The sequence below is a fragment of the Clostridium sp. UBA2485 genome (genome assembly GCF_002341865.1).
Classification (GTDB): Bacteria; Bacillota; Clostridia; order Clostridiales; family Clostridiaceae; genus Clostridium_J.
Genome location: NZ_DDOV01000119.1, coordinates 40,543 through 66,237 on the forward strand (window position 1 = coordinate 40,543; position 25,695 = coordinate 66,237).

General features: G+C 28.0%; 25 protein-coding genes. 10 read left to right on the plus strand and 15 right to left on the minus strand.

Going from position 1 to position 25,695, the window contains the following annotated elements; genetic code table 11:
* The first annotated feature begins 500 nt into the window (after positions 1-500).
* Positions 501-1,550, plus strand: coding sequence for a GNAT family N-acetyltransferase (locus tag B3603_RS22180; protein ID WP_291569031.1), 1,050 nt, complete (start codon positions 501-503; stop codon positions 1,548-1,550).
* A 272-nt stretch (positions 1,551-1,822) separates the two neighbouring features.
* Here the strand turns inward: B3603_RS22180 and B3603_RS22185 are convergent, their stop codons facing one another.
* The 3 genes from B3603_RS22185 to B3603_RS22195 are packed head-to-tail and all read right to left on the minus strand — an operon-like array spanning position 1,823 to position 5,149.
* On the minus strand, positions 1,823-2,602 hold the full coding sequence (locus tag B3603_RS22185) for an SDR family NAD(P)-dependent oxidoreductase (protein ID WP_291569032.1): 780 nt from the start codon (positions 2,600-2,602) through the stop codon (positions 1,823-1,825).
* 52 nt (positions 2,603-2,654) lie between these two features.
* On the minus strand, positions 2,655-4,016 hold the full coding sequence (locus tag B3603_RS22190; protein ID WP_291569033.1) for an aldehyde dehydrogenase family protein: 1,362 nt from the start codon (positions 4,014-4,016) through the stop codon (positions 2,655-2,657).
* Positions 4,016-5,149 carry an acyl-protein synthetase gene (locus B3603_RS22195; protein ID WP_291569034.1) on the minus strand — a complete coding sequence of 378 codons (1,134 nt, stop codon included), beginning with the start codon at positions 5,147-5,149 and terminating at the stop codon, positions 4,016-4,018. The genes B3603_RS22190 and B3603_RS22195 overlap by 1 nt, the downstream gene beginning before the upstream one ends.
* Positions 5,150-5,563: 414 nt before the next feature.
* Between B3603_RS22195 and B3603_RS22200 the strand changes: the two genes are divergently transcribed.
* Positions 5,564-5,746 carry a glutamate ligase domain-containing protein gene (locus tag B3603_RS22200; RefSeq protein WP_291569035.1) on the plus strand — a complete coding sequence of 61 codons (183 nt, stop codon included), beginning with the start codon at positions 5,564-5,566 and terminating at the stop codon, positions 5,744-5,746.
* A 383-nt stretch (positions 5,747-6,129) separates the two neighbouring features.
* On the opposite strand, the gene rlmH is transcribed toward B3603_RS22200, so the two are convergent.
* From rlmH to B3603_RS22235, 7 genes are all read right to left on the minus strand, one after another.
* Positions 6,130-6,609, minus strand: coding sequence for a 23S rRNA (pseudouridine(1915)-N(3))-methyltransferase RlmH (gene rlmH / locus B3603_RS22205; protein ID WP_291569036.1), 480 nt, complete (start codon positions 6,607-6,609; stop codon positions 6,130-6,132).
* 200 nt (positions 6,610-6,809) lie between these two features.
* Entirely contained in the window at positions 6,810-7,445 is a 636-nt protein-coding gene (locus tag B3603_RS22210) for a hypothetical protein (RefSeq protein ID WP_291569037.1), read from the minus strand.
* Between the two features lie 121 nt (positions 7,446-7,566).
* The gene (locus B3603_RS22215; RefSeq protein WP_291569038.1) at positions 7,567-8,229 is read right to left on the minus strand and encodes a hypothetical protein; all 663 of its coding nucleotides are present in this window, start codon (positions 8,227-8,229) and stop codon (positions 7,567-7,569) included.
* 307 nt (positions 8,230-8,536) lie between these two features.
* On the minus strand, positions 8,537-9,034 hold the full coding sequence (locus B3603_RS22220; protein WP_291569039.1) for an SEC-C metal-binding domain-containing protein: 498 nt from the start codon (positions 9,032-9,034) through the stop codon (positions 8,537-8,539).
* 95 nt (positions 9,035-9,129) lie between these two features.
* The gene (locus B3603_RS22225) at positions 9,130-9,699 is read right to left on the minus strand and encodes a GerMN domain-containing protein (protein ID WP_291569040.1); all 570 of its coding nucleotides are present in this window, start codon (positions 9,697-9,699) and stop codon (positions 9,130-9,132) included.
* 59 nt (positions 9,700-9,758) lie between these two features.
* Positions 9,759-10,544 carry an MBL fold metallo-hydrolase gene (locus B3603_RS22230; protein ID WP_291569041.1) on the minus strand — a complete coding sequence of 262 codons (786 nt, stop codon included), beginning with the start codon at positions 10,542-10,544 and terminating at the stop codon, positions 9,759-9,761.
* A 64-nt stretch (positions 10,545-10,608) separates the two neighbouring features.
* A complete protein-coding gene (locus tag B3603_RS22235; protein WP_291569042.1) occupies positions 10,609-11,868 on the minus strand; it encodes a UDP-N-acetylglucosamine 1-carboxyvinyltransferase in 1,260 nt (419 codons plus the stop codon).
* A 426-nt stretch (positions 11,869-12,294) separates the two neighbouring features.
* On the opposite strand from B3603_RS22235, the gene B3603_RS22240 reads away from it, so the two are divergent.
* From B3603_RS22240 to B3603_RS22270, 7 genes are all read left to right on the plus strand, one after another.
* Entirely contained in the window at positions 12,295-12,837 is a 543-nt protein-coding gene (locus tag B3603_RS22240) for a hypothetical protein (RefSeq protein ID WP_291569043.1), read from the plus strand.
* Positions 12,838-12,944: 107 nt separating this feature from the next.
* Positions 12,945-13,496, plus strand: a complete 552-nt coding sequence (locus B3603_RS22245) for a 2'-5' RNA ligase family protein (RefSeq protein WP_291569044.1) — start codon at positions 12,945-12,947, stop codon at positions 13,494-13,496.
* A 26-nt stretch (positions 13,497-13,522) separates the two neighbouring features.
* Complete coding sequence (locus tag B3603_RS22250; RefSeq protein WP_291569045.1) at positions 13,523-14,017, plus strand: dUTP diphosphatase; 495 nt, start codon at positions 13,523-13,525, stop codon at positions 14,015-14,017.
* A gap of 182 nt (positions 14,018-14,199) precedes the next feature.
* Entirely contained in the window at positions 14,200-14,637 is a 438-nt protein-coding gene (locus B3603_RS22255) for a DMT family transporter (protein ID WP_291569046.1), read from the plus strand.
* 388 nt (positions 14,638-15,025) lie between these two features.
* Positions 15,026-15,931: a selenium metabolism-associated LysR family transcriptional regulator gene (locus B3603_RS22260; RefSeq protein ID WP_291569047.1), complete on the plus strand. Its 906-nt coding sequence runs from the start codon at positions 15,026-15,028 to the stop codon at positions 15,929-15,931.
* A gap of 600 nt (positions 15,932-16,531) precedes the next feature.
* Entirely contained in the window at positions 16,532-16,819 is a 288-nt protein-coding gene (locus B3603_RS22265) for a hypothetical protein (protein ID WP_291569048.1), read from the plus strand.
* A gap of 179 nt (positions 16,820-16,998) precedes the next feature.
* The gene (locus tag B3603_RS22270; RefSeq protein ID WP_291569049.1) at positions 16,999-18,222 is read left to right on the plus strand and encodes a S8 family serine peptidase; all 1,224 of its coding nucleotides are present in this window, start codon (positions 16,999-17,001) and stop codon (positions 18,220-18,222) included.
* A 293-nt stretch (positions 18,223-18,515) separates the two neighbouring features.
* Here B3603_RS22270 and B3603_RS22275 read toward each other — a convergent pair whose 3' ends face one another.
* Positions 18,516-19,760, minus strand: a complete 1,245-nt coding sequence (locus B3603_RS22275; protein ID WP_291569050.1) for a competence/damage-inducible protein A — start codon at positions 19,758-19,760, stop codon at positions 18,516-18,518.
* 279 nt (positions 19,761-20,039) lie between these two features.
* On the opposite strand from B3603_RS22275, the gene B3603_RS22280 reads away from it, so the two are divergent.
* A complete protein-coding gene (locus tag B3603_RS22280; RefSeq protein WP_291569051.1) occupies positions 20,040-20,753 on the plus strand; it encodes a YukJ family protein in 714 nt (237 codons plus the stop codon).
* A gap of 80 nt (positions 20,754-20,833) precedes the next feature.
* On the opposite strand, the gene B3603_RS22285 is transcribed toward B3603_RS22280, so the two are convergent.
* The 4 genes from B3603_RS22285 to B3603_RS22295 form a co-directional block, all read right to left on the minus strand.
* Positions 20,834-21,250: a rhodanese-like domain-containing protein gene (locus tag B3603_RS22285; RefSeq protein WP_291569052.1), complete on the minus strand. Its 417-nt coding sequence runs from the start codon at positions 21,248-21,250 to the stop codon at positions 20,834-20,836.
* 253 nt (positions 21,251-21,503) lie between these two features.
* Positions 21,504-22,451 (minus strand): phosphoglycerate dehydrogenase, encoded by a 948-nt coding sequence (locus tag B3603_RS22290; RefSeq protein WP_291569099.1) that lies wholly within the window; start codon positions 22,449-22,451, stop codon positions 21,504-21,506.
* 309 nt (positions 22,452-22,760) lie between these two features.
* The gene (locus tag B3603_RS23320) at positions 22,761-23,282 is read right to left on the minus strand and encodes a hypothetical protein (RefSeq protein WP_414632396.1); all 522 of its coding nucleotides are present in this window, start codon (positions 23,280-23,282) and stop codon (positions 22,761-22,763) included.
* Positions 23,283-23,292: 10 nt separating this feature from the next.
* A complete protein-coding gene (locus B3603_RS22295; RefSeq protein WP_414632397.1) occupies positions 23,293-25,533 on the minus strand; it encodes an insulinase family protein in 2,241 nt (746 codons plus the stop codon).
* Positions 25,534-25,695 lie beyond the last annotated feature (162 nt).

Here is a 25,695-nt window from a genome sequence, read left to right on the forward strand (position 1 = left end):
TAGGCGAAAGGAGTGAATTTTTTTTATGCAAAAGTTATATGAGGTGATTTTAAAATAATTGCATATTGGTTCAAAAGGATTTTTTATGAGTACTTAGTATACTCTTTATTTGTTATGCCTTTTGAGCAACTTTGATTTAACCTTTCAGCCTTAATAGTTTGTATTAGAATTCACGGTACAGGTTAGCGTGTATTTTTTGTGCCCAAATATTAGGTATACCACAGTAGGTTAATCTTGCTGTGGTATTTTTATATACTTTTTTATATAAAACTTCATATAACTTTGTCTCAAACTCAAATTAAGCTTTAAAATTTAGCTTACTGCTGAAAGGGAGACTTTGTGAGTTTAGAAAAGTTAAGATGAAATATTAAGCATTAAAAGATTTAATAGCTATAAAAGCCAATTGAAAGAACTTAAAACTCTAAAGGATAACAAAAAATCCTATTATAATAACAGAATAAATAAATTTATAAAAGAAATACGAAAAGAGGCTAAATTGAATGCTAAAATTAAAAGAGAACAATTATCATATTGTAAAAAACTTAATTAAAAATTCATCCCAAGATTTATCTATATTTTCTGTAATTAATGGAGTTATGCCAGGTGAAATTTTTGTAGATTGCGATGATAATCCAACATCAGCATTAATACAAACTTCAGAATGCAATCTTCTTGCAGGAAGTCCCAATAATGAAAGGTTTAATTCTGAGGTAAAAGAAGAACTAGATTTTTGGGATGACTTGATTTTAGATACTGATGAATGGGAAACTAAACTTTCCGAAGTTCACCAAAACAAGTTTATTAGAAAGTATAAAAGACGTCATTATGCTTTAAATAATCTAAAATATCACGATTATAAGCAGAATGTAAAAGAAGGATTTTCCTTAGAAAAAGTAGATCCAAACTATATAAATAAATGTAATCTCAAGAACTCAGAAAAAGTAATGGATTGGGTTAATAATTGGGGAAGTATTGATGACTTCAGCAAATACGGTGTAGGTTTTATGGTAAGAAACGAGGATACTATTGTCAGCTGGTCACTAACTGATTGTGTATATGACAAAAGAGTTGCAATAGGGATTCATTGTGATTCTAATTATCGTAAGAATGGTTTTGGATCAATTGCTACAGCTGCAACTGCAGATTATTGTCTTTGTAATGGGATAACAGAAATAGATTGGTTATGTGTTGATACCAATGTTGGATCAATTGCAATAGCTGAAAAACTTGGATTTATAAGAAAAAATGATTATTATGCTTTTACTCCATATCCACCAATAGAAAACGAAAGTGATTTAACTTTAGAGCAGTGGGAAGAATGGGCTCTATTCTATGAAAAAGCACTGGAAGAAGAACCACGTTTATTTTGGGATTGCACTGTATGCTGGATGAAAGCAAATAATGTTGATTCAGTAATTAGATTACTAAACAAAGAAGTTGAAAAAGGATGGAAATGGACAGTTGATGAATTATCAAGATTTTTCCCACACTTTCAAAACAATCCTAAATGGATAGAATATCTAAACCATTTAAAAACAATATGGGAATAACTAAAACTATTGAATTTAAGAAATAATATATAGAAGGACATTTTAAAAGGAGTGAATATGCTTTTTGCAGCCTATTACACTCCTATTCTTTTTGCAAATTGCAAGTTAAAAAGTCTACAGGTTTTGAACATATTATATTCTAAAAGTATGCCGCCCCTTATGGTACGGTTCACCATATTATATTCTAAATCTATTTATCCTTTGACTTTCTTTCTTTAATTGTTAATGTATCCAAAATGCTTTAGTGTTCCAAAGGAAACGTCCCCGTGGCATTATAGACTGCTATTTTGAGTTTGTACCCACTTAATAAACTTATTTCTTTGCACCTTCACATATATTGAAGTCATAAAAGGAAATACTCTAGTAAAACCTCTTGAGATTGCAAAGTATTTAGATGGATAGATAAACCTCTTTTCATTCTTGATTCCTGTTATTACACTATGCGCAACCTTTTCTGGTCCTTGGACTGGCCATGGTATTGGTGCTTTATCAGCAGCATTTTTGAAAAAGTTTGTATTTGTAGCTATAGGATAAACTAATGAAATTATCTCATTATCTCTTACTTCATTCATGAATACCCTCCCAAAGCCATTAATTGCATACTTTGTAGAGCAGTATAATGAATACCCCGGTAGAGGAATTTCACTAACAGCTGAGCAGGTTATAACTACTGAATATTTTCTATTTCCATTAAGAACCCTCATTTTCTCTACAGAATATATTGGAGAAAAAACATTTGTACTAAATATTTGCTCTATACGCTCCCAATTTGCCTCTTCAATATTTTCGCAAAAGGCAAAACCTGCATTTGCTATAAAAATATCTATTCCTCCCAGTGTCTTTACTGCAAAATCAAATAGCTTATCTACCTCTTCTTTTTTTGATACATCACATGCAAAAGGAATTATCTTATCTTTTACTTCAGGTATTTTAGAAATATTTCTTCCAACTGCTATTACCTTTACATCATATAGCTGCAGCTGCTTTAGAATTTCTTTTCCTATTCCTGATGACGCTCCTGTTAATATTATTTTCTTGTTATTTAAATCCATGACCAATTTTCTCCTTATCACTATTTATATTTTGATTTATAATGAAATAGGTTTAGTAATTTAACTGATTACTAACTATAGAAGTCATTTCTTTTAAATTGTGAATTCCATCATGAGAAGTTCCAGGATAATGTAGTGGCATTTCACCTGGTCTAGTTACTATACTAACGCCTAACATAGTCATCTTCTCAATAAATTGCTCATCTGTTCCTTTATATCCCATAGTTTGTAAATATCGTTTAAGATTATTTTCAACATATTCATATACTTCTTTGCTATCACTATAGGGACAAACAAATATAAATCTATTGAAACACCTGTCTATATCATTCTTATCAGGCATTGTACTATTCAAAATAACAGTGTAATCCGCATTGTACGATGAATATACTTCTATATCTTGCTTTTTATTAATTCCATACTTTAACAAACAATATTGTCTATCTTGCAGTGTCTTGATAGAACTCCAAGGATTTAAATATGCTTTTGGAAAGCTTAGTGAGAGTTTTTTCAAACTTTCCGCAACACTTCTAGCAAATAAATTAGTATCTATTTTATTGTTTATAAATATTAATCTAGGCGATAAGCATGCTTTTTGCTCCCAGCATATAACATCTTTTGCTACAGCTTCAGCAAGCATATTAATATCTTCCGCCTCATCTATAACTTCAAAACTAATTTTTGCTCCATGCATTATTAAGTGACTATTATACTTAGCACAAAGTTCTGCCATTATTCTACCTGAATATTCGCCTCCCCAATGTATTACACAATCTACTTTTTTAACTATAGTTTCATATATATCCGAGCATTCACTATTAAAATATACTACTGCCAATCTTTCATTTATGTCCGGATCAACCTCACATAAGCTCTCATAAAACGCATTGGCAAAATATGGCTCATCACCGGATACCTTTACTAAATTGCAGTTCTTTGATAATAGTCCCATTGAAATGCTCATAGGAATTACTACAAATGCATTCCCTGAAATATTATGGAACATAACCCCTCTTGGTTGTCTGTGAACTTCTCCATAGCTTGTCTTAATCCACTTATCCAGCACGTCTATATTTCCAAGTTCTTCCGTAATTGTTCTTTCCAAGTTTTCTCTTAAAAGCATATGCATAGAACTTTCAAGTTCATATGTTATAAGTTCTTCACTTTGACTTAATATATGAGCTAAGATTTCTATATGCTTTTTAGAATATTCCCTATTTAACCATAACTTTGCACACTTATCTAAGATTTCGATAGTCTCTCGCACAGGAATATCATGTACTTTGTTTTTATTTGCAGTAAGTCTATCTATTTCACAAAGAATCTGATTCTCGTCTGAAGAAATAAGCTCAAGATTTATATCATTAACATTTTTGGATAATACAGTATTTCCACATGTATATTCAATTTTCATTATTCTTCCCCCCTTACATTAAGTGTAGCTCCGCATCCTTTTGCTTCTGAGCCTTTTACTCTACCGATAAGTCTTATTGTCATAAGCTTTTCTTTGCAATCAGGGCACTCATCTATTGAAACTATTTCACCAATATCATCTACTAATATTGATGCTCCGGCAAAAGAAAGAGTTCCATATGCATTTAACATTTGTATAAACCCTCTATCTCCAGGATTATGCAGTGGTTCTAAAGTTTTAATATCCCTTATTATAACCTTACCCCATTTTGGAACATGAAAAAGATAATCTTTATATTTTTTTGAATAATGTCCGATAATAAAGAAAGTGTTTTCTGTAAAGGAATAAGAATCAATGAAGTTTTCTTCTGGTACTCCAAGAAAATCAGCAACTGTTTCAACAAATTCTTGCTTTCTTATAGCTGTACCATTACTTATGGTTCCTTTTTTTCCATCCCAGCCACCACCTCCAGTTTGAATTAATACATTTTTCCCAAGGTTGAATGATGGCATTGTTTTTTTCAGTAAATTTATTGTGTTAAAAAGTGAAAGTGCAGATCCTCTTATAGAAAGATGTTTATCCAATTTATCATTACTAACTAAAAACTTTTTAAATGCATCTACATCAACAATTAAATTGTCTCCTTCCGGCTTTATAATGAAGACTGTATTTTCTTTAAAGCCAAACATATCCAAAAGATTCCCCATATATGATTCTGTCCTCTTGCCGTATATTACTTCACTTTTATATTTTTTCATAGTATCAGGATCCGGAAAAAAGACGCATTCCTGCTCAGTATCAGGTCTTAAAGATTTATTTTGAAGTTCGTTAAATTCCCTTATCTGCATCATGTCGCACATACGTCTTCCTACTACACTTGGATCACCACTTGTACTACTTGATACTGTCCACTTATCAATTGTATTTATAGGTACTTTAAGTAAATTAGTAAATATTCCAGCTGACTTTTTAAATAGTGTAGTTGTTATAAACGGAACTCTTTCCACGTCTTTTTCAGAGTTTAAATTTATAGTAGGATTAAACCCTTGACTATCACATAACAATTTATAAGCCGGACATTGAGAATACTGCTCAACTAAGCTGACTTTTAAGTCTTGATAAAACTTTTCCATAATTATGCCTCCTTGTATAATCTCTCTTTATCATTAACTGACTGGTCAGTTTAGTTATACTCTTAGTTGCCAATTTTTTCAAAATCCATATACGTCCTCAAATGGTTATATAAGTAATTTAATTAATACTTTTTACTTTTTCCTCCATTTTACTTATTCTTACATATATACCTATATATTGGAATAAAATTACTTTTAGACTTTACATTGTCCTCCATAGTTCAAGCAGTACTTTAAATAAATAATACATTTTTTAATAACTGGATAATTTTATCAAGGAACATTAGATATTGAAAAGTTTAAGGGCTATAGTTGAATATTATATAGATAATAAGATTGAATTTCCTTTTGACATGGAGTATAAGGCAGAATTCAATTCAAATACACCTGAATATTCATCATTTAAAGTATTAAATGGAGATAAAGAGTATAATTACTGGCTTAGAGCTAGGTGCTGATATAGATGCAATAAAGAATTCCTTTGAAAATTTTAAAAGAATAGGAAGAAGGCTAGAATTAATAGCAGATGCTGATGATATTAAATTTTTTGATGACTTTGCTCATCATCCTACAGCAGTAGCAACTACATTAGATTAAATTAAACTTAGTTATCCAAAAAAAAGGTTTTTGCTGTTTTTGAGCCCCATCAACTTTCAACGACAAAGCTATTTCTTTAATGAGTTGGTTGCAGCATTAAAGAAGGCAGATAGAGTTATTATTACAAAACCTTTTTAGGACGAGAAGCAAATAAAAACATAAAGCCTGTTAATTTAAATATGCTATGTAATAAAATAGATATAAATAAAGCGGAATATATAGAAAGCTCCGATAAAATATGTAGTAAAATCCTTAGTGAAGCTAAAAGTGGAGACATAATTATAGTTTTTGGAGCAGTTGAATTTTATTTGCGATACAGTATTTCCACTTGCAAATATAGCCTTAACCAAGTTATATCAATGGTTAAGGCTAAAAAAACTCACTTACTTATGATATGGCTCCCCCTTCATTATCCTAAATCCTCTATAAACTTGCTCTAGCAGCATCATTCTAAATAATTGGTGAGGGAAGGTCATTTTAGAAAAGCATAATTTGTAGTTGGCTCTGTTTAGAACTTCTTGTGATAGACCTAGGGAGCCTCCAATTATGAATGTTATATCACTTTTGCCCATGGTTCCTAGATCTTGTATGTAGTTTGAGAATTCTTCTGAGGTTAGATTTTTGCCTTTTAAGTCTAGAGCTATTACGTACATATTATCTTTTATTGATTTTAGGATAGCTTCTCCTTCTTTGCTTTTTATTTGTAGTTCTTCTTTTTCTGAAGCATTGTCTGGTGTTTTTTCATCTGGTAGTTCTATTATTGAAAGCTTACAGTATCTTTGAAGCCTTTTTGAGTATTCATCTATTCCATCTTTTAAATATTTTTCTTTTATTTTTCCTACGGTTATCAGTGTCATGTTCATATGTTTTCTCCTTATAGTAAAAATAATTCACATAATATTATAGCATAACTTATTTTGTGTTTATTATTTGATAATATTAATCTTAATTATTAGCTATCCTTTTAAAATAATTTTATAATCAAAATTAGTCCCTAGGTTTTGGGTAAAAACGCTAGGGACCAATTCTGATTTTTTATTTTTATTATATATTAAAAACTTAATTAATTTCCACTGTTTTTTTCACAACTATATCGGAACTCAGGTTGTGTTTGAATATAATAGCCATTTCTTACATGGCTTATCCAATTCTGAAAAATTTCTTTCCAATCATTCCTTCTAAAGAAATCCCCAATTGGTTGATTAGAATCCCATTCTAAAAGTAGGAATGGTCCTATTCCAAAGGCCCAAATGCCATTTTGCTCCACATCTACTTCCCTAATGAGAAGAAGTGGAAGTCCAAATTGATAAGCCATAGCTGGTTCAATCTGAGCAAATGGACTACCTTCCCATATAGTCTGGTCTTGAGGCTGACCAAGATTATTTTCTATAACATTAACTTTTCTTTGCTTTAAATTAAGTGCCACCAATCCATAACTAGATGAAATCATTCGACGTATATTAGTTAACGGCGTTTCAGTATATTGTTCGCTGATTGGTAATGTCCTTGGAAATAATAAAGCCGTTCTGATTTCTCTAATTAAAATATTTACAAATTGTTGTTGAACACTATTAAGTCGACTCGGATGACTTAGAAATACTGGAATTCTATATAAAAGACTTGCTGATTCTTTCATCAATTCACTTGGCTCTTGATATTCAATATTATTTTTGCTTTCAACTTTGTTATCTTGTACCATTTATTAATCTCCCTCCTTTATTAGCCTATGAAAAGGAGATAAAAATGTCTACTTTGTTTTTAATGATATAAATAATTATATTTTTTAAATGTATTAACTACTTAATGTATGTGTCCGTTAATTATGGTTCCTCATTAAAATTTTTAAGATTTTCTAAATAGCATAATTTATCTAGTTTTTGTAGTATGTCTTTATATTTTTTATTTATTAAATCATTATCGTATAAATCCCTATACTGAATATTTTCTATATCAACTTCTATGATTTTATCTACATTTTCACCATATAGTTTTATAAGTATATTATAATAATCCTTTTCTATTTGTTTTAGTATATTTTTGTCATAAAAGTTACTTCTAAGCACATCATGATTTACCTTTTCTATTATTCCATACAACTGATATATATAACTTATATCATTTAAATTATATTTTTCTATCAGACAAGAAATGATATTGGGATAATTTTTGTTTATAGGTATTATATGATTATAAGCATCCTTTCCATCTTTTATATCTTTAATGGTTCTAATGCTTTGAAATATTGCAGTAGCTATGTCTAATCTTATATTGTTTACATATTTACAAATTTCTTGAGTGTTAATTTCTTCTTGATATTTTCTACTTTGTTCCCTAAGCTTATACTGCTCCTTAATAGTCCTCTCTGTAATCTTCTTATTTATAATCCAATTTAATAAAGCTCCTATTAATGTTCCTGTAAGTACAGATGCTGATGATATTAATGGGATTATTAAATTATCCTGTACAACAAATAAATATTCCACTTCCTCCACTCCTATCATTTAACACCTATAGTTTTTATGAATTTTACATTATTTATTCAAATACTAATAATAAAATTACTAAAAAATAAAAAGCTGTGACACAGTCACAGCCATTAGAACTAAAGATAAAATTATAATTATTCACTTCTTAAAAATATCTTAGTTTCTTCCAATATATCTTAATTAATTTTCTACAAAACAAAGAATCCCTATAAAACTCTTTTTATTTACAGGGATTATTAATCTTTCACTGAATTTTATAATTTAAATATCAACAAAATAATTCCATTAGGAAATTAGATTTAAATTATTTTCCGCAACATTTTTTGTACTTTTTACCGCTTCCACAAGTACACGGATCATTTCTGCCAATCTTTTCTTCTTTAACTATTACTTTAGAGCTTCTCCACTCTTTAGTTATCTCTTTTCTCTTTTCTTCTGAGAATATTCTGTCCCATTGTGGTAAGCTGTATAAGTAATCAGCCTTTGATTCTAGCATGTTGAAATATAGCTTGTCAAAGTTAATTTGAATTTCAATTTGTGAATCAGCTTCTATGCTTTCTAAATCTAATTCTTTTTCTAAGCTTTCATTTATTCCATCTAAAAATCCCATGAAATGAACATCTGTTACTTCATGCTCTTTTGCTAAATCACTAACCTTTCCACTTACTTTTCCTTCAAGATTAGTTAGAACCTTACTATATATAAGGGTTTCTATTTTAGCATACTCTTTCCAGAATGCTGGTTCACCATTATTTTTTACGAACTCTACTACGTAATTAGTCCAAGCATTATATAAACTCATGTTTTTATCTCCTTTATGCATAAAAATATTATACCTTTGTTGATTATACTTAATTATAATAAATATTTAAATTTCTTTCAATATTTATTATGATTTTATCGCTTACGCATTCCATCTATTTCTTGTTTCGAAAACGGCTTAGATATATTATAATTTCCGCCTAAACTTTCTATATTCTTATTTTCAACAGTAATCATTATTTGCTGTATGGAAGGTAGTTGAGTTAAGGACGTAGCTATACAAGTTAAGGTTGTCTTCTCCTGCTCTGGAGACATTGTAACTTCTGCTACACTGCTTAAATTAACATAAGCTATTCCTTCTTTTATTGAAAAACTAAGTAGTCTTGTTTCCTTAGGAAGAATAGATTTAGATTCACTAACAACAGCTGGTCCTTTTATAAGCTCCTGCATTATTATTTCGCCTACTAGTTCTTCCTTATTAACAAGTCTTTCTTCTTTAGCTATCTTTACATCTTTATCATTTTTAGAGCCATCAAAATAAAGCTTTATATCAATATATTCACCTTTTTCTGATGGTAATTTTAAATTTTGAAGCTTTTCTTTACTTAAAATACTATTTCTATCCTTGCTTTCAAAACTACGAAAAGCTAATGCTGCCAATGCTAAAACTAAACATAATGCTACTATTAATACTTTTTTATTCATAACTTCCCCCTTATTGCTCAATAACATTAGCATTTATTAAGCCTCTTGCTCTTAAAATATTATAATGACACAACTTCACTATGTCTATCTCTATGTGCCATAGTAATAGTTATATCTCTTCCTACCTCTATTGAATTTTCTCTTAAAAGACTTAAAACCGTTTGATATGCTAATTGTGGATAGTTATTTGTATTACTTAAATGCCCTAAATAAATAGTTCTTTGCTTTTCATTCATTATTTCCAATATAGCCTTACCACAAGCTTCATTTGAAAGATGGCCAATATCACTTAATATTCTTTTCTTTAGTACATAAGGATAGGGTCCAAATTTTAACATCTCAACATCATGATTGCTTTCCAATAGCAATATATCAGCATCTTTTATAACAGATTTCACACTTTCAGAAAAGTGACCTAAATCTGTAGCAATACATGCCATACCTTCTTTAGTATGAAATGCATACCCTGAAGGATCTACAGCATCATGTGATATACTAAAAGTCTGTACTGTCATATCTTTAATTTCTATGTATTGTTTATCTATTATTTTAATATTCTCTTCTTTTATCTTGCCTATTTTATCTTTCATGGCTTCCCATGTTAATTCATTAGCATATATGGGCATATTATATCTTCGAGACATAACCCCTACGCCTTTTATGTGATCTGAATGCTCATGAGTAACAAATATTCCATCTATATCCTTAGGACTTTGATCTATTTCCTTTAATTGCGCCTCTATATTTTTTCCTGGTACTCCTGCATCCACTAGTATTTTTGCATTATTACTTGAAACAAAAATACTATTCCCACTACTTCCGCTAAACAATGGACAAAATATCATATAATTCTCCTTTGCCTAGTATCAAAAAACTAAAGTACCGAAAGTTAGTAATTTGCTTATACTACTACTCAAATATTTCTCTAGTTATATCTGCACCAAGCATTTTAAATTTTTTCTCTATATTAGGATATCCTCTATCTATATGGTGTATTCCTTCTACTGTAGTCACACCTTCTGCTACAAGTCCTGCAATAACTAATGCTGCTCCTGCTCTTAAATCTGTAGCTTTCACATGAGATCCTGTAAGCTTTTCAACTCCATCAATTATAGCAATTCTTCCTTCAACATTTATATTAGCACCCATTTTTTTTAGTTCATCAACGTGCTTTAATCTACTTTCATATATACTTTCATTTATAATGCTTCTTCCATTTGATATAGTCAGTAAAGTACTCATGGGCTGCTGAACATCTGTTGGAAATCCTGGATAAGGTAACGTTTTTATATTAACCCCTTTAAGTCTTCCATTAGATTTAACAGTGACCATGTCATCACATTCGATAACTTCTGCACCCATTTCTATAAGCTTTGCTGATATGGATTCTAAATGCTTCGGAATTACATTTTTAAGTGTTACTTCCCCTCCACAAGCAGCTGTTGCAATCATAAATGTTCCTGCCTCTATTTGATCTGGAATTACAGAATAATTGCATCCTGTAAGTTCATCAACGCCTGTAATTTTTATTAAATCTGTACCAGCACCTTTTATATTAGCACCCATACTATTTAAAAAGTTTGCAACGTCAACAACATGTGGTTCTTTAGCCGCATTTTCTAATACAGTTGTTCCCTCAGCAAAAGTAGCTGCTAGCATAACATTTATAGTTGCACCTACGCTTACAACATCAAAATAAATACTAGTTCCAATTAACTTGTCAGCTTTTGCACTAACAGCACCATGTTCAATGGTAACTTTAGCACCTAGTGCTTCGAAACCTTTTATATGCTGATCAATAGGTCTAACCCCTATTGGACATCCACCTGGAAGCTCAATTCTTGCTTCTTTAAATCTACCTAGTAAAGCTCCTAAAAAATAATATGAAGCTCTCATTTTTCTCATATCTTCTGTGTTAGCATTTAAGCTAGCTACATTTCTACTATCTATAGTTATTGAGTTTTTCTCTCTCTCAACATTACATCCTAATGATTTAAATATTCTCTCTATACAATTAACATCTTCTATATCAGGTATATTTTCAATACAACAAACTTCTTTACTTGCCGTAATAGCCGCTGGTAAAATAGCCACTACTGCATTCTTTGCTCCGTTTATTTCTATTTCTCCATACATGGATTTACCACCATTAATCACTAATTTTTCCATTACGGTATCATCCTCACTATTTAATATATATTAAAGTTTCTCATCAAATTCTAATTTAAAAATTTACATTACAATATATTATATCATATACATATGATATTTTAACATTAATTTTTAAAATGCATAGCTTTTAATTTCCCATTATAATATAAAGCCTATGGCTTATATATGCAAGAGTTATTATGTATATATATTTCGTAATTTTTACTTTATTTAGGGTATCTTGAAAAAATAAATTAATTATACTGTCTTGTTATTTTTTGAAGATGGCTAAATACAATTTATCTTAAATATGGTATAATGTTTTATTATTATAATTAAAATAGTTTTTGTGTAATATATTATAAGATGGCTTTAAAAAATAATTAATTATTCTTTAAAGTTGCATACTATACATAAAAACCTTTGGGTTATGGAGGATAACTTATGAAATATTATTTAGTTGCACTATTTGATGAATCATCATCTTCTGGAATTACGGAGCTTCAAAGAAATATAAGCAAAAGATATAGACTTTACAAAAATACTCCTGTACTTCATATACCTTTAGGAGTTGTAAATAATAACGATATTGATAAGCTAGATGGTGTTCTTACTAAAATGTTAAGTCCATATAAAAAATTTAAAATAGGTATAAATAATAATATCATATTTAATGAGGACTCTAACATGGTAGGACTAAAGGTTGAAGATAAAGGATATATAAATCGTATTTCTAGAAAATTGTTTGATACTTTATCACTGTATGGAGTTAACATTAAAGAGTATAATGGCTCCACTTTTAATATACCTATTTCTAATGCTAATCACTCTATTAGAAAAGCATCAATGAATGGAAATCTTTGTATAGATAATAAAAAAAGTAAGGAAGATTTTTATAAATTTATAAAAATAAATAGAATTGAGATTTGGAAACAAATGAATAATAATAAAGATATAGTTAAATCCTATCCTTTAAAAGATTTTTAGTTGGCAGTTTGAAATAAAATAACTAGTCAAAGATATGACACAAAGTACTTTATCATATTGACTAGTTATTTTTTGAATATGCTTTATCTTAGAAAGGAGTATTTCTTATGATCTATTATTTAGTAGCATTACTAGATGATTCTTCTTATAAGTATATTGAAGAAATACAAAAAGAAATTTGTTATAACTATAAACTTTTTGATAAAAATGATAAATTGCCTAAGCTTCACATTACTATAGAAGTTATAGATGAGCCTGATGTGGACATGCTTATAAAATCATTAAAAAACATACTAAAGAAATACTCTTCCTTTGAAGCTAAATCAGAGGGTGTGATTTGCTTTGATCCACCCTATAAATCTGTAAATTTAAAGATACGAGATTATGGTAGAATATTAAAGTTATCAAAGGATATTAATCATATATTAAAAAAGGAAAAATTTAAGGTAAGAGAAAATATTGAAAATTACGATCTTCATATTTCCCTGGCAAACAGTTATTTTTCCAATAAGCAATGGAGTGATTTTGAATATGCTTCTGCTTGTAGTTTTGCTAAAAATAATGATAGAGATTTTATAATTAAAATTAATGAATTACAGCTTTGGAAACCTGTAAATGATGAAAGTGAAATGGTAATCTTTAAATTTCCTCTTACTTAACCTTTTATGAAAGGTGGTAAACACAAATGAATTTTAAAAAACTATTTGAAATGCAAGAAAAACTAGATAATAGAATTGAAAGTGAACATAATTTACAAAATCAAGAGTTATTCTATAAAAAGATATTGGCTCTTCAAGTTGAAGTAGGGGAACTAGCTAATGAAACTAGATGCTTTAAATTTTGGAGCTTAAAAAAACCTTCTGAAGCTTCAGTAATCCTTGAAGAATATGTAGATTGTCTTCATTTTATTTTAAGTATAGGAATTGAGACTAATCTTCAAAACATTAAATTTAATCAAAACTTAGACTTTAAAAATAACTCTGATATTACTGGCATGTTCTTAAGCCTTAATGAAAAAATAAATACTTTTGCTAAGAATAAATTAGAAAAAAGTTATATAGATTTATTTGAACAATTTATTCTTTTAGGAAATGCATTAGGATTTACCAATAAAGATGTTGAAGAAGCTTACTTAAGTAAAAATGAAATAAATCATAAAAGACAAGACGAAGGTTACTAAAACATATGAAGAAATAACTAGCAAAGATGTATCTCATATTTTGCATCATAGAGCTCTAATGACACGCTATGACGCAAAGTAGATGAGCATACTTACTAGTTATTTTTTCAATATATCTAATATATCTAAATTAATATTAATCCTAATATTGGGAAACACTATCTTTAAGGATGGTGATTTAAATGTTAGGTATAATAATAGCTATAATTTCAGGTATAAGTATGAGTCTTCAAGGAGTTTTTAATACAAGACTTTCAGAAACTGTTGGACTTTGGGAAACAAATGTTATAGTTCAAGGGGTTGGTCTTATAGTTACATTTATAGTAATGCTTTTAGCTGGTGATGGTAACATAAAAGCTGTAAAAGATGCCAATAAAATTTATTTATTAGGAGGAGTTTTAGGCGCTGTTATTATATATACAGTAATGAAAAGTATATCAACCTTAGGAACTACTTACGCTATAGGGATTATTTTAATTGCTCAATTGACTGCAGCAGCATTTATAGATCATTTTGGCTGGTTTACTCCAGATGGATGTAATGCAGTATGTGGAATCAAAGAGATTATAGGAATTGCTATTATGATAGTAGGTATTATAGTATTTAAATGGAAAAGTTAACAAAAGGTGTGATGAGGTCACATCTTTTTTATTTTTAATCTTTATTTTATAATAAAATTAATAATATATACTGTTATTAATTTTATTATAAAGTACTTAAAAACTTAATTCTTCTAAAATTGAGTTTATAATTTGTTGTTAATTTTTAAACTAATATATTATATAACTAGTTATAAAACTTCAAAAATATAACTTAATTATAAATGTTAGTAAGAGTATCTTCAGATTAGTTACATTTAATGTAAAAATATTCATATTTTTTTGCATAATTAAGTAATTAATAGCTATAATTTTCAATATTGTTAAACTTTTTACTAAATTGTATTGAAATATTAAATAGTTAAATAGATAATATATATGAATGTAATAAAATATTAGGGGGAGAATTATGGATTTTAAACAATTAGAAGCCTTTATAACTGTGGCAAAATTAAGAAGTTTCTCTAAGGCTGCAAACGCTATCTATCTTTCACAACCGACAATAAGCTCTAATATATCTAGTCTTGAAAAGGAATTAAAAATTCAACTTTTTGATAGAACCTCTAAAGAAGTTAATTTAACTCCTGCCGGGGAGTCTTTTCTAGAGTATGCAACAGATATAATAAATACTAGAAATAATGCCATTGCAGACATGTCAAATTTCAACAACAATATTTCTGGAAGATTGCATATTTCTGCAAGTACCACACCTTGCAATTCTATATTACCTGAACTAATTAGTAATTTTAATGATACTTATTCAAATGTTAAATTTAATATAAAAGAACAGGGCTCCGTTGGAATTATAAAAGACATTTTAGATTTAAATTGTGAAATTGGGTTAGTTGGTACGATGATACATAATAGCAAAATAAAAAGCTATAAAATTATGGACGACGAATTAGTTATAGTCTCTCATCCAAATCTAAACTTACCAGAAGTAGTTAAACCTTCGGATTTATTAAATTATAAATTTATAATAAGAGAAAGAGAGTCTGCAACTAGAAAAACATTTGAATCCGCTCTTATGGACGGCGACATAGATGTCAATAAATTAAAAGTGTTATGTGAAGTTGACAATTTGGATGCACAAATTAAATTATTAAAATTAGGTATGGGAGTTTCCATATTATCAAAATGCCTATGTGATGATTTAGTTAATTGTAATAAAATGAGAATAAGTACTATACAAGGACTTTCATTAAAAAGAAGTATATATCTTATAGTAAGTTCTAGAAGAACTCTTACACCTATTGCTACAGCTTTCTTTAATATGTGTAAAGATATGTATGGCTTTAAGTATATTGAAAAATAATTAGTAAATAATTATTTATTTATTATAAACACAAGTAGTAATTTCATTAAATATATTAAAAAATAGAAAGAGTATTATAAATGTTTATAGATATTTAATTGATTGATTTAATTGTTAATAATAATTATATGTAAAAGATATATGATCTTTTATTGTAGTGAGTCTAATTTAGCTAGACTCACTACAATAGAGGAAAAGCCTTAAGTTAATTTATAATAAATATTTCCATAATGTATTTCCTCAATATTTTGCATTTCTTAATATACTACTAATAAATTTACCAAGCACCGCTTTATTACATATCCAAAAACTTTTCTCTTTCTCAAAAATTTAGATGTAATTATTTATTGTTAGATTATATTTTTAGTAATCTAATTTATGCACCAACTTATAATATTCTTATCAACATATATTATTTAAAATCTAAAGATTAGCTATTGATTTTTTTATCCATAAAATTGTATATATAGTAATTTATTTAATTTTATATGGTATAATTTTACTATATTATATAAATTCATATCTACAAAATAAGAATTTTTAGCATATAAATATTTTTTTATATAAAACATTAGGAAGTATACACTAGGAGGCTTGGAAGTGCCAAAGAAGGTTAGGAATATAAATAAATATAGAAAATCAGCTTCAATATGCTTGATAATATCTTTTACAATCAGTCTACTCAATATAGCTTATAATATAATGTTTTTAACAATTATGTCTATATTACTGTTAATAATTTTTTTTACAGTATCTCTTATATTTTGGCGATGTCCAAATTGTAAAGAGGGACTGCCAATTAGATTAAATATTGATAAAGAAATTGACGATGTTTATATTTGCCCCTATTGTAATGCAAAAATTCGTGATGGAGAGACTATTAAATAATTTACCGACTATCATTACCAATTAATTAAAAAACTTCACTGCTTTTCATACAATAAATTAAAGCTTTTCTAATTTAGATATATATAACTTATTTTTCTAAAATCTCTTATATATATTTTAACATTTATTTACTATATTCATATAATATTATTAGCGTAACAATCGATAGGAGGCTTTTTATGTTCTCTTTTAAAAGAAAGTTATCACCAATGTTAAAAGATGCTTTATCCAGTAATATGTATAATAGTTATAGAGTGATAATTCAATATAGAAGTCTGAAAGACGGACTAGAGAAAAAAATAAAATCTTTTAGAGGCGAATATCTATTTTCAATAGTAAGTATAAATTGTATGGTTGCTATTTTGAACTCTTCCGCTATAAATAAACTTTTAGAATTTCCAGAAGTTAAGTATATGATGTTAGATGATTATGCATTTTTATGCGGTAGAAGTGTGTTGTATTCTAATGGCATATCTCTTCAAAGTAATAATAGCATACTAAAAGGAAATTATAATTTAAGTGGTAGAGGCGTAGGAATTGGTATTGTAGATAGTGGTACTTATCCTCATAGTGATCTTACTCATTCAAATAATAAAATAAAAAAATTTGTAGATCTCTTAAAAGGACATACTTATCCTTATGATGATAACGGACATGGTACTTTTATAACAGGATTAATTTGCGGAAGCGGATATGAATCTAAAGGTAAAAATAAAGGTATTGCAGAAAATAGTCATGTTGTCATGATAAAAGCCTTTGATAATATAGGTAAATCTTATATTTCTACCACACTATTAGCTATAGAGAATTTAATTAATCTTAGTGAGGAGTTTAACATAAAAATAATCTGTTTGCCTTTTGAAACCTATGATATATCTAAAAGAGTATTAGCTTTATATTCAAAGCTATTTAAAAAAGCCATTAAGAATGGAATGATTGTAATAGTACCTTCTGGTCACAATGGAAATAGAGAAGATAGTATAAGAGGAATAGCAACTTTAAAAGAGGTAATAACTGTAGGTGGAATGGATACAACTATAGGAAATAAAATTTATGATTTTTCCTCCTGTGGATCCTCAAGAGTTTTATCTAAACCTGATTTTGTAGCCGCCTGTGTAAATGTAACCTCTTTAAATACTGACATAAATTATGTTTCTGAAAGAGATGGGATGAAGTTATATCCTGCTAAACTTAAACACTCCTATGTAGATTATACTGGCACTTCTATCGGTTGTGGATTTATTGCTGGAGTATGTGCATTATTATATGAGTATAATAATGATTTAAAGTTTGAAGATATTTATGGACTACTAAAAATATCTTCTAAGTTTTTGAAAGAAAAAAAATATATGCAAGGTAATGGTTATATAAACTTAGATAATATCCTCCCTCAAAAAAATTAAATATATAACTTGAACTGTAGATAGGTATATAAAAATTAATGCACCTATCTACAGTTCTTTTTCTAGAGTTTTTAATGTCAAAGAGAATATTATCTTATATTTTTATGACTATTTTACTATTAATGCTTGTTCTATTAGTAGATTATTTCTTAATTTACATAAACATATGGAGAAGTATTATTTAATGGTAATAGAAAACAAACCTTGATACTTAACTCTTTAGCTAATATCAAGGTTATTTTTATATAAATATATTATTTTATTAAAAAATAGGTAATAAAGAAATTTTAATCCTATCTTATCCCTCTTTTTAAAAGTTCTCTACGTAATAAATCTAAAGCTATATTTGTAGCTCTCTCCCTTATTTTTTGGCGATTTCCTGCAAGATTTAATTTCTTAATTATTATTTCATCTTTAATAGATAATCCTATATATACAAGTCCTACAGGTTTTTCTTCCGTTCCACCACTTGGTCCTGCTATTCCTGTAATAGATATACCTATATCTGCTCCTGAAGTTTTTGTTATCCCTTTTACCATTTCTTCAGCAGTTTCACTACTTACTGCACCATAATTTTCTAAGGTATTTTTACTAACACCTAGTCTTCTTATCTTTGCTTCATTACTATAAGTTACTGCACCTTCTAAAAATGAAGAAGATACACCAGAATAATTTATAAGTTTTGCAGCAATCATTCCTCCTGTACAAGATTCAGCAGTAGCAATAGTTAAATTATTTTTTACTAACATTTCTGCCAATACTTCTTCTAAGGAAGTTTCTCCTTCACCATAAACCCTATCTCCTAATATTTTTCTTACTTTTTCTTCTATAGGTTTTATTAATTCATAACTTTCCTCTTCACTATGGGATTTAGCAGTTATTCTAAAGGTTACTTCTCCATCTTTTGCATAAGGAGCTACAGTAGGGTTTGTTTGATTATCTATAATATCACTTAACATGTCTGCGGCTTCACTTTCACCTACTCCTATGACTCTTAAAACCTTAGAAACTAATATACCATCTTGATATTTTAAGAGATATGGTACTGCCGCTTCTTCAAACATAGGTTTCATCTCTTTTGGTGGCCCTGGAAGAGTTATAAGTATTTTCCCTTCCTCATCAATAATGCATCCTGGTGCTGTACCATTATTATTGGGAAGTATTATAGCGTCTTCAGGAAAATATGCTTGCTTTTTATTGCTCTCTGACATAGGCTTTCCTAATTTGTTGAAATATCCTTCTATTATTTCTAAAGATTCGTTATGTAATACACTTTCTTTCCCAAAATATTCAAAAGCTACTTCTTTGGTTAGATCATCCTTTGTAGGTCCTAGTCCTCCAGTAGTAATAACTAAATCTGATCTACTAAATGCTAATTTATAGGCATCCTTTAATCTTTCAGGATTATCTCCTATAACACTTTGATGATAAACAAATATTCCAAGTTCACTAAGTCTTCTTGCTAAATATTGAGCATTAGTATTGACAATATCTCCAAGTAATAGTTCTGTTCCAACACATAGTATCTCTGCTATCATTTTAAATCCCTCTTTTTACTTTTTTAAATTTTAAAAATAATTATACTTTATATTATATCACACCTACTTTTAATATTTTTTATATCTATAAATATATTATCCTATTAATGTAAAACTATAAGTAAATTACTTGCTCTAGCTATTTTTATTATTAAATAATAAAATTAAATTTATAAACAAATAATATTTAATATACTTTCTATATTTTAGCCTTAGTTTAATAATAACTTTTTTAGTTAAGAATACTATTGCGAAATTAAATCTGAAAGGATTGATATTATGCCTAGAAAAACTAAAAATAGTCGTAATAAATATAAGAATTATCAATGTAACCCTCCAGGTTTGAATAGCTATGGAATGCTTAAGTGCAAGGTTATAGATTATAAGGAAGAAAGAGAGAGTGAAAAAACTCCTCATTTTCAAATTCACGTTCAAGCAAATAATGATCATTATAAATTAGCTATAAATGTTAAATCTGCTGAGAAACCTAGTGAATTAAGATTTTATTTAAATAAAAATTTTATTCATCCTATTATCTCAAAGATAATTGATGTACCATATGGATTTTCTTATAGTTTTGAATACACTTTAGATTATGTCCGGGGAAATCTTGGCTTTACTAAAGAAGATATGATTACTTTACCTTATGATGCAGAAGGTGATGATAATGATATTACAGATAAATTTGTTCAGATAATAAGTGATGCAAGGAATAAAAATGCTGCTCTATATGCCTTTGGAGCAAAATGGTCACCTGGAATATATAAATCAAACAGAGCTAACGACTCATTTAAATTAGTACCTAATTGTGGCATGCATAATATACATATGAATCAAGGTAATAAAGGAAATCATCAATATGAAAATGGTGTTTATCAAGACGGCGGACTTTTAATACATTATCCATCTCAAAATACATGGACAGCAATATTTCTCGCTTTTCAATCTCAATCATGGGATACAGATAATAATACTGGAATGGCTAAAGATTAAAAAAGTTATAACTTTAAATATGCAAAATGTTATAAAAAAGAGAATATTACCTTTTATAAGTAATATTCTCTCAAATTAAGTTATTTTTCTATATCATATGTCCACTTAGATATACCTTCATTCATGTGATATAACTTAGTGAATCCTTTATCTTCTAAGATCTTCATAGCTTTATCACTTTTCTTTCCAGAATTGCAATAAACTAAAACTTCTTTATCTTTGTATTGCTCAATTTCACTTACTTTAGAATCAAGTTCATCAACTAAAATACGTTTTGAATCTTTTAAATGACCTTTAGCAAAATCTTCTTCGCTTCTTACGTCAAGTACAAGTAATTCTTTACTTTCGTCAATCATTTTTTTAGCTTCATCAACAGTTACATTAACTGCAATAGTATCTTCTTTATTTTCTTCTACCTTGTCTGTACTTTTGCTAGAACATCCTATTATCCCAATGCTTAAAACTAAAATCATTAGTAATGATAATATCTTTTTCATAATATATCCTCCCTAAACCCCAAATTATTCTTAATGCTTTATACGAAAAATATTATAATATAATATGCATAAAATGTATTCATTTATTATAAAATTCTATAGTTTGCAATTTATTGATTATATTTTTATATAGTTATCTTTGTAAAATAGCTAATTATAAATGTAATAAATCTTTGTCTAAAGCTCTTTAGCAAACAAAAAGCCTTTATGATAAAATCCATAAAAGCTCTTTTAATACTTTACATTATTTAAATTAATATCCTTTATTTAAATCTACAACATTAAATAAATTTTCATTGTTTTTATAATGGCTTAAATTTTTATATACAGTAGTAAATCTCCGTTCATTTCTCATTTCTGAAATCCATGAATTATGGGAATTTATTATTACGTTTTCTAATTCCCAAAGGATACTATTTTCATTCAATGGTTCTTCCTCAAAAACATCTAATGCTGCAAAGGAAATTTTACCTGTTTTTAAAGCTTCAATAAGTGAATTTTCATCTATTATACTTCCCCTTGCTACATTCACTAAAAATACGCCATCTTTCATTTTATTTATAGTATCTTTATTTATTAAATGATGAGTTTTTTCTGTATAAGGTATAGTTATGACTACAACATCACTAGTATGAAGTACTTTATCTAATTCATCTATAGGATAGCATTTATGAAAGTACTCTTCTTCATGACCTGATGTATTAATACCTAATATATTAGCTTCAAAACCTTGAAGTCTTTTAGCCCCTTCCTTTGCAAGACTTCCTGTACCTATAAAGGTAACTGTCTTTCCATAAAGCTCTAGTAAGGAAGTATCCATCTTCCATTTATGAAGTCTTTGATTTTCATAAGAAGCTTTGCTCTTTTTAAGCATTTCTAATATTTTTAATACAATCCATTCTCCTATAGGAATGCTATATCCACCTTTATTATTACAAAGTATTATATTTTTTTCTTTTATGATATCTTTAGGTACTTGATCTATACCTATACTAGACAATAATATTAATTTTAAGCTCTTCATTTTCATTATATCTAACGTTTCAAAGGGATTATAGCAAACTAATATTTCTACATCATCTAGTTCTTCACTGTAAGTTATAGTTTTTTCATCTTTAATTATAACTTCATAACCTAAATCTTCTATTGCCTTAATCTTTTCTCTACCATAATTATAAGTAAATAATACTTTCATAAGTATACCTCCAAACTATTATATTCCTAAGTACAGGCCAATTAATCATAACTTTTAGCTAATAAGAAACTTTATTAAATTATTTTCTATTAATAAGATTTTATCAATTAGACTTTAAAAATAAAATGCCTTATAGAAATCCATAAGGCATTTTATTCTAGCATATGAAATAAAATAACTAGTCAAAGATGGATGTATATTTTACATTAGACAAGGAGACAGGTTCCCATAATAGTTGGGCTATCATGGAGCTCTGACGACGCATTATGATGAAAAATAGACGATCCTATGACTAGTTATTTTTTTGAATATGACTTATTTAAATACATTTTCTAAATTATTAAATAGGTTACTATTTGCTTTAATTTTATTGTCATTTCCTAATACAGTATAAAAGTTTTTATTCATTATCTCTTCCATCATTTTTGCATAATTTCTTATATCTTTTTCTGTTGTACTTAAAACTTCTTCTCTTTCTTTTACTCTATCTTCTTTAGTAATATGTCTTAAGTAAAAGGCTACAGCTCTATCCCCCTTCATTGAAGGTGTTAGAGGTGCGTCTAATTCACTAATTGTACCTATAATATATTTAGTCATTTCTCTTTCAGAGGTAGAAAAGTTTTTAATATAATTTACAACATTATCATAAGCTTTTAAAGTTTCAGCTAAATTTGGATCTCTATATGATACAAATACTAAATTTCCACTTCTAACTAAACTTGCAAAGCCACCATAAGCTCCACCTTGAACTCTTACCTTATTCCATAAATAATCAAGGCTCATTATTGTTTTTAATACTAATAATTTTCCACTATATTCGTAACCTAGTTTTTTCAAATTATATCCTTTAGCTACATANNATTAAATTATTTTTATTAAATATAACCTTTTTAACATGCTCTAACTTTTCTATAACTTCATCTATTTTATTATCAAAGTTTTCTTCTATATCCTTTATGAACTTATAGTATTCGTAGCCAGAAATATATTCCATATATTTAGCTGCTGGTGTGTAATAAGAGTTTAGTCTTGAAGCAGCCACTTGATGTCCTCTATCAATCATTTTCATTTCTATTCTAGATTTTAATTGCTGAACGATTTCCTTTATACGTCTTTTGTTCTTAAAATTAGTATAGTTAAATATCTCTGATAATAACTCTAATTGATGAGGAATTTTATCCACAATACCTTTAGAATAACCCACAATATATGGATAATATTTGTTACTATCTAAATCATCTGCAAATATTTCACTCTTAAAATAAATTCCACCTGTATTAATTAACATTTCATTAGATAAATCAACATAGGATTTTTTATCTGTATCAAGTTTGCCTAATAATGAAGAAAGTAAACTTGCGTAAGGTATATATTGCTCTTCTAAGGACATAGCATCAAAATGAACGTTTATATATGCTATTTTACTACTAAAAGTGTCATGCCATAAAACTCTAACTCCATTAATCTCTTTATCTACTATTGTTAAGTCATCAACGGTTCTTTCTATATCCGTTAATGAAAGCATAGGAATGGTTTCTAATACTTCTGGTGAATCAGGTGTATTTTGACGTTCCATTAAAGAATTAGTTTGTTTTATTATATTCTCAATTTCCTCATCATTTAACGTTTCTTTATAAGCTTTTAGCTTTTCAGAAGTTTTCTTATCTATTTCTTCTGCTAATCCTTTTTTAGGTTTTAATATTAATAATGATGAGTGATTATTATTTAATAAATATTTATTAATAAGATCCTCAAAATAATTTGTAGTTAATGCAGTTTTCATTTTATTAATCATATCGTCATATTCTAAATGAATTGTAGGGTTCTTTCCATATAGCCAACTATCCATAAGAGATATGTAATAAAATAACCCTTTAGGAAATCCCTGAAGATCTGCTTCTCTTAATCTAAACTCTGTTATGTTAATACAAGCCTCTATAAGCTTTTTGTCTATTCCGTTATTTACAAGCTCCTTTAAAGTATTATAAACAATTCTTTCAAATTCTTCTTTTTTACTTTCATCAGAATTTTTGACTACTATACTAAATATAGGTTGCAATATACTTGCATCTAAACTTCCATATACATCTTTACCTATATTAGCATCTAATAATGCTTTTTTAAGTGGTGCACCTTGAGTTTCTAATAATAAGTATTCTAAAGTATCTAATGCTAAATGCACTTCAGACTCATAGGCTCTTCCTGTTACAAAATTTAAAGCCATAAAAGTTTTATCTTTCTCACTATCATCTATAGCTATAGGATATTCTTCTATGATTTCAATTTTTTCTTTAGGTGGTGATTGAAGTTCTATCTTAGAATCTATATCTTTATAATCAAAATTACTTAGATATTCTTCATTTATAAACTTTAAGCAGTTATCTAAGTGCATATCTCCATACAAGAAAATATAACTATTAGATGGATGATAATATTTAGTATGGAATGCTAAAAACTCTTCATAAGTTAAATCTGGAATATGTTCAGGATCTCCACCTGATTCTACTCCATAGGTTGTATCAGGAAATAGCCCTTCCTGGATTTTTCTCATTAGCACTCCTTCTGGTGAAGAAAATGCACCTTTCATTTCATTGTATACAACGCCTTTATAAGTTAAATCATCTTCTTTATTTTCAAGCTCATAATGCCAACCTTCTTGCATTAATATTTCTGGCTCATTATATATGTTAGGGTAAAATACTGCATCTAAATATACATCCATTAAGTTTAAGAAGTCTTTTTCGTTCTTACTCGCAAGAGGATATATAGTCTTATCTGAAAAGGTCATAGCATTTAAAAATGTGTTTAAGGACCCCTTTATAAGTTCAACAAAAGGTTCTTTTGTTGGAAATTTTCTTGAACCACAAAGTACACTATGCTCTAATATATGTGCTATCCCTGTACTGTCCTCTGGTGGGGTTCTAAATCCTATTGAAAAAACTTTATTGTTATCATCATTTTCTAGGTGTAATAACCTTGCTTTAGTCTTTTCATGTTCAAAAATTCTTGATATTGAATTTATTTCTTTTATATTTTTTTCTTCTATAAGTTTAAATCCATTATAAATTTTACCTACTTCATATCTCATAAAATCACTCCTAACTTTATTACATTATATCAAACATACATAAAGGAAACACATATCCCTTTAAATATATTTTGCTTAGTTAAAGTTTAATATTCATTTAAATATTTATATTGTAATTTAAATGAATACTTTTTATATCCTTAAATTTTAATGACTTCTTTA